The 4,305-nt window shown below is 64.9% G+C and carries 1 protein-coding gene and 3 pseudogenes; 1 reads left to right on the forward strand and 3 read right to left on the reverse strand.

Features of this window, described 5'->3' with window-relative positions; all coding sequences use genetic code 11:
- Positions 1-97: 97 nt before the first annotated feature.
- Positions 98-881 (reverse strand): annotated as a pseudogene (locus ACUW6W_RS11525) (IS30 family transposase); the annotation flags it as partial.
- A 141-nt stretch (positions 882-1,022) separates the two neighbouring features.
- Positions 1,023-2,165 carry a calcium/sodium antiporter gene (locus ACUW6W_RS11530; RefSeq protein ID WP_043282823.1) on the reverse strand — a complete coding sequence of 381 codons (1,143 nt, stop codon included), beginning with the start codon at positions 2,163-2,165 and terminating at the stop codon, positions 1,023-1,025.
- A gap of 172 nt (positions 2,166-2,337) precedes the next feature.
- Between ACUW6W_RS11530 and ACUW6W_RS11535 the strand changes: the two are divergent.
- Positions 2,338-3,710: pseudogene (locus ACUW6W_RS11535) on the forward strand (IS1380 family transposase).
- Here the strand turns inward: ACUW6W_RS11535 and ACUW6W_RS11540 are convergent.
- Positions 3,679-4,119 (reverse strand): annotated as a pseudogene (locus tag ACUW6W_RS11540) (ISL3 family transposase); the annotation flags it as partial. The pseudogenes ACUW6W_RS11535 and ACUW6W_RS11540 sit on opposite strands and share 32 nt — an antisense overlap.
- Positions 4,120-4,305: the final 186 nt, after the last annotated feature.

Consider the following 4,305-nt stretch of genomic DNA (forward strand, 5'->3'; position numbering starts at 1 on the left):
GCTGTTCGTCATGATCTGACCAGTCTCCCTGCCCGCGACCGCGGGCAACAGGACGACTCTCATAACGACTGGACCTACGAAACGGGGTCAGCCCAGGGGAGACCTTTGCGTGGTGCGCCATCTCGCTGCCCTGGTCCCTTACCAGCGAGGTCTGCATCATCCGGGGCAGCTCGGTGAAGTACTCGATCACCGCGTCCGCGGGGGCCCTCGGCGTGTTTCGAGGGCAGGGCGAGCGGGCCGGTGAACCCGCTCATCCGCTCCACCAGCGTCGCCGCCCACGAGGACCCGTTCTTCCCGATGATCAGGTCGCCCTCCCAGTGCCCGGGTACCCGCCGCTTCGCCGCGTCCTCGCCACGCTCCGCGATCGGGACCATCCCCACGATCGGCCCGCCTCGGGAGCGGCCGTGCGTGCGGGGCCGGCGCTTGGTCCGTTTGGACTGCAAGAAGATCCCACGCTTGGCGAGTTCTCCGCGGGGGATCGCGTAGATGTACTGGTAGATCGCTTCTCCGCTGACGGTGCGGCCCTGAGCGTCGGGAGAGTTCGCCATGCGTTCAACGGTCGGGTCTGCGGCCTCCAGACGCAAGCGACCCGCGATCTCGTTCGGCATCCATGACGCTGCGAGGTCGGCGTTGACGCGGGCCTCGAGTACCGGGTCCTTTGCCACTTTCCGGACCTGTGGGCGAGAGCGCTGGCGTTGCGCTTTCACGTCCGCGGTCACGGCTTGATAGCCGCGCGTCTTCGTCGAGTTCGGTCGAAGCTCTCTGGAGACCACCGAAGGGCATCTACCCAGGTGAGACGCGATCTTCCGGACTCCCCACCCGGCCTTCGATCCCGTCGAGATCTCCATCCGCTCCGTGAACGTGAGTCGCCGCCGCACCATCCCAGGCCTCCTCGCCTCGAGCCCCCACCGACCGGGAGTGTTGCTACGACGCTATGACACCACCAACCGACAGTCATCTCTTGCCGATTTACATTCAGCCGACGACCTGAATGAAGCCAGCAGCCGAATGCACTCGACGGTCTACGTCGAAGTCGTGGTCTGGTCCAGGTCTCGGCGTCCCTTGCGGAGCCCGATTTCGTAGGCTGTAAAGGAAATGAGCGTCAGTGCGATTAACGGCAGCACGAACCACGCCATGGCTACGGTGAATCCCTCCAGTGCATCGTGCGCTGTGGCAGCCAGCACAAGGTATCCGGTGTAGGCGGCGTACAAAACCACGAACAAGCCGCCCTCCCAACGCGCCACCGCGAAGCCCGTGAACGCGATCGGCAGTAGTGCCACTGCGGCCGCCAGCATTACTGGGATATCGAAGGCCACTGCGGCGCCGGATACGGGAATGCCCTCAAGAGAGATGAGCGCGGTTAGTCCTAGCACTACCCCTATGTTGAAGATATTGCTGCCGACCACGTTGCCCACCGCTAGGTCGCGTTCACCGCGACGCACGGCAATGATGGACGTCGCCAGCTCGGGCAACGATGTCCCGACAGCCACAACGGTCAGTCCGACCACGAGGCTGCTTACGCCCAACGTGGTGGCTATGTTCACTGCTCCTTCCACGAGCAGCGTGGCACCGGCGACCAGCAACGCGACCCCCAGCAGCACAAAGAAGAGCGACCTGCTGACCGAGGCGCCTAGCGCAGCCCCTTCCTCGTCGGCTGGATCGACGGTTGCCGAATCTCCTGTCCCTTCCCGGGCATTCACCGCGGTCTTGGCGTCCCGCCGACTAATCACCACGGACATTATGGTGTGGACCACCACACCGAAAAATAGTATCAGCCCGTCCACCGCACTGATCCTCCCATCCAGGGACACAAGGAGCAGTAGAACTGACAAGACGACCATCAGGGGCAGGTCAAAGCGGATCAGCCTCCGCTTTACAGCGAGGGGAACGACCAGCGCGGACAGTCCCAGGATGAGCAGGACATTAATGATGTTGCTGCCAACCGCATTGCCCACGGCAAGCCCCGGTTCATCACGCAGTACAGCACCGACGCTCACTGCGAACTCGGGTGCCGACGTCGCCGCTGACACTACGGTGAGACCGATCACCAATGACGAAATCCCGAAACGTCCGGCCAGTGCTGACGCCCCACGCACCAAAAATTCCCCACCCAAGACCAGCAGCACCAGTCCGGCCACGATCCGTCCAATATCAAGCGCATCCATGAGTAGGAGTGTACGGACCACAGTTCAGGCCCTGCCACGAGCACCCGCTGACCTCGAGATTTCACTGGGGTGTGGTCTCGACGGGTGGGCGTCATAGAGAAAGGTGCTCCTGGCCTGGGATGATACGGGGTGTCGAGTCTCGTAATCCCTGGCCGGAAGGAGCACCTTTCAGGTGTCCCACCCTACCGTGTTCTTCTACCCCCGCCCGCGTGTGGACGTCGCTGAGGTCCCGGCGGCCTCGCATGCGGGCGCGGTGCTGCTGACCGACACGATCCACGCCACCGGCCTCGCCTCTTCGCTGCGTGAAGCGTTGGGTTCATGGACGAAACCGCTGGCCGAGCATCACGCCTCCAAGGTCCTGCTGGACCTCGCGATGACTCTCGCGGTGGGCGGGGAGGTCGCCCGTGACACCGACCTGCTGCGGTGCGAGCCGGGCCTGTTCGGTGACGTCGCCTCGGCCCCAACGATCTCCCGCACGCTCACCACCCTCGCTGAGGACGCGCCCGCCGTGATGACCGCGATCGCCAGGGCTCGCAGGACCGCGCGCGAGCAGGCCTGGGCCCTGGCCGGCGAGCATTCCCCGGCCGAGGGGACGAGCGCGAAGACCCCGCTGGTCATCGACCTCGACGCCACCCTGATCAACGTCCACAGTGAGAAGGAGCAAGCCGCCCCGACGTTCAAACGCGGCTTCGGCTACCACCCTCTGTACGCGTTCCTGGACCACGGCAGCGAAGGAACCGGGGAACCGCTCGCGATCCACCTTCGCCCCGGCAACGCGGGCTCGAACACCGCCAGCGATCACATCGCCGTCACCCGTCTGGCCCTTGCGCAGCTCCCACCGGCCCTGCTGGGCCGGGGCGGGCGGGGATCGAAAAAGGTCCTGATTCGCACCGACGGGGCCGGCGGCCCCAAGGACTTCGCGGGCTGGCTGGAGCGGCAGCGTCTGGCCTACTCAGTCGGGTTCACCCTCCCCGCGAACACTCCTGACCTGTTGGAACGTATTGATGAGGCGAAGGCGTGGACTCCTGCCTACGACACCGACACCGAAGGGATCCGCGATGGGGCATGGGTCGCGGAACTGACCGGACTACTGGACCTGCCCGGGTGGCCCCCGGAATGCGGGTAACCGTAAGGAAGGAACGCCCCCACCCCGGAGTGCAGCTACGGATCACCGATCACAAAGGGATGCGGATCACTGCGTTCGCGACCAACGCCCCACGCGGCCAGCTTCCAGTGCTGGAGCTGCGTCACCGCCGCCGCGCGCGCTGCGAGGACCGGATCCGCAACGCCAAGGACATGGGCCTGATGAAGTTCCCGCTGCAGGGATTCGCGCAGAACCAGGTCTGGTGCCAGATCGTCCAGCTCGCCGGCGTCATCGTCGCCTGGATCCAGGCCATCGCGCTGGCCGGCCATGATGCACGTCGCTGGGAGCCCAAACGGTTTCGCGCACGGTTGTTCGAGATCCCCGCGACCATCGTGCGCCGCTGTCGGCACAAGATCCTGCATTCGAGGCTCATCGCATTTGAGGGTGTAGCAAGGGTCTGAAGCCGCCTGATTCGAGGAGGCTGCGGGCGATGTAGTTGGTGAGGTTGCGGAAGCCGAGGGCGGAGCCGCGCAGGTGTTCGAGCCGGCCGTTGATCGCCTCCGTCGGACCGTTGCTGGTGCCCAGTCGCTCGAAGAACGCCAGCACGTCGGCGGCGCGTTTGGTCAGTGTCCGGCCGAGCTTGCCCAGTTCCTCGAGGGTGTCGGGGACCTTCTTGCTCAGCGCCGCGATCACCTTCTCCATCTTGGCCTTAGCCTTTGCGCGGTCGAATTCTCGATACGCGGCGACCATGGCCTGGTAGATCTCCCAGGCCGCTTCGACCGCGGCGTGCTTCTCGTGGGCGAAGAGGACGCTGAGGTGTTCTTTTTGGCGGTCGGTCAGCAGGCTCATCCCGGTGTGGAGGGTGCGGCGCAGTTGCGTCCGGCAGAGTGGTGTACGAATCCCGCAGCACGTTGACTCCGGTTGGCGTGTCGACCGCGAAGTAGAAGCGGTCACCGCGGGAGGGCGTGTCAGATGGTCTGTGTAAGCCGTACCGAGAGGAACGGTAAGAATCATGACCATGATCGACGAGAAGAACCCAGGCGAGCCCTCGGGCCA

This window comes from Micrococcus sp. 093350064-1 (assembly GCF_053627955.1).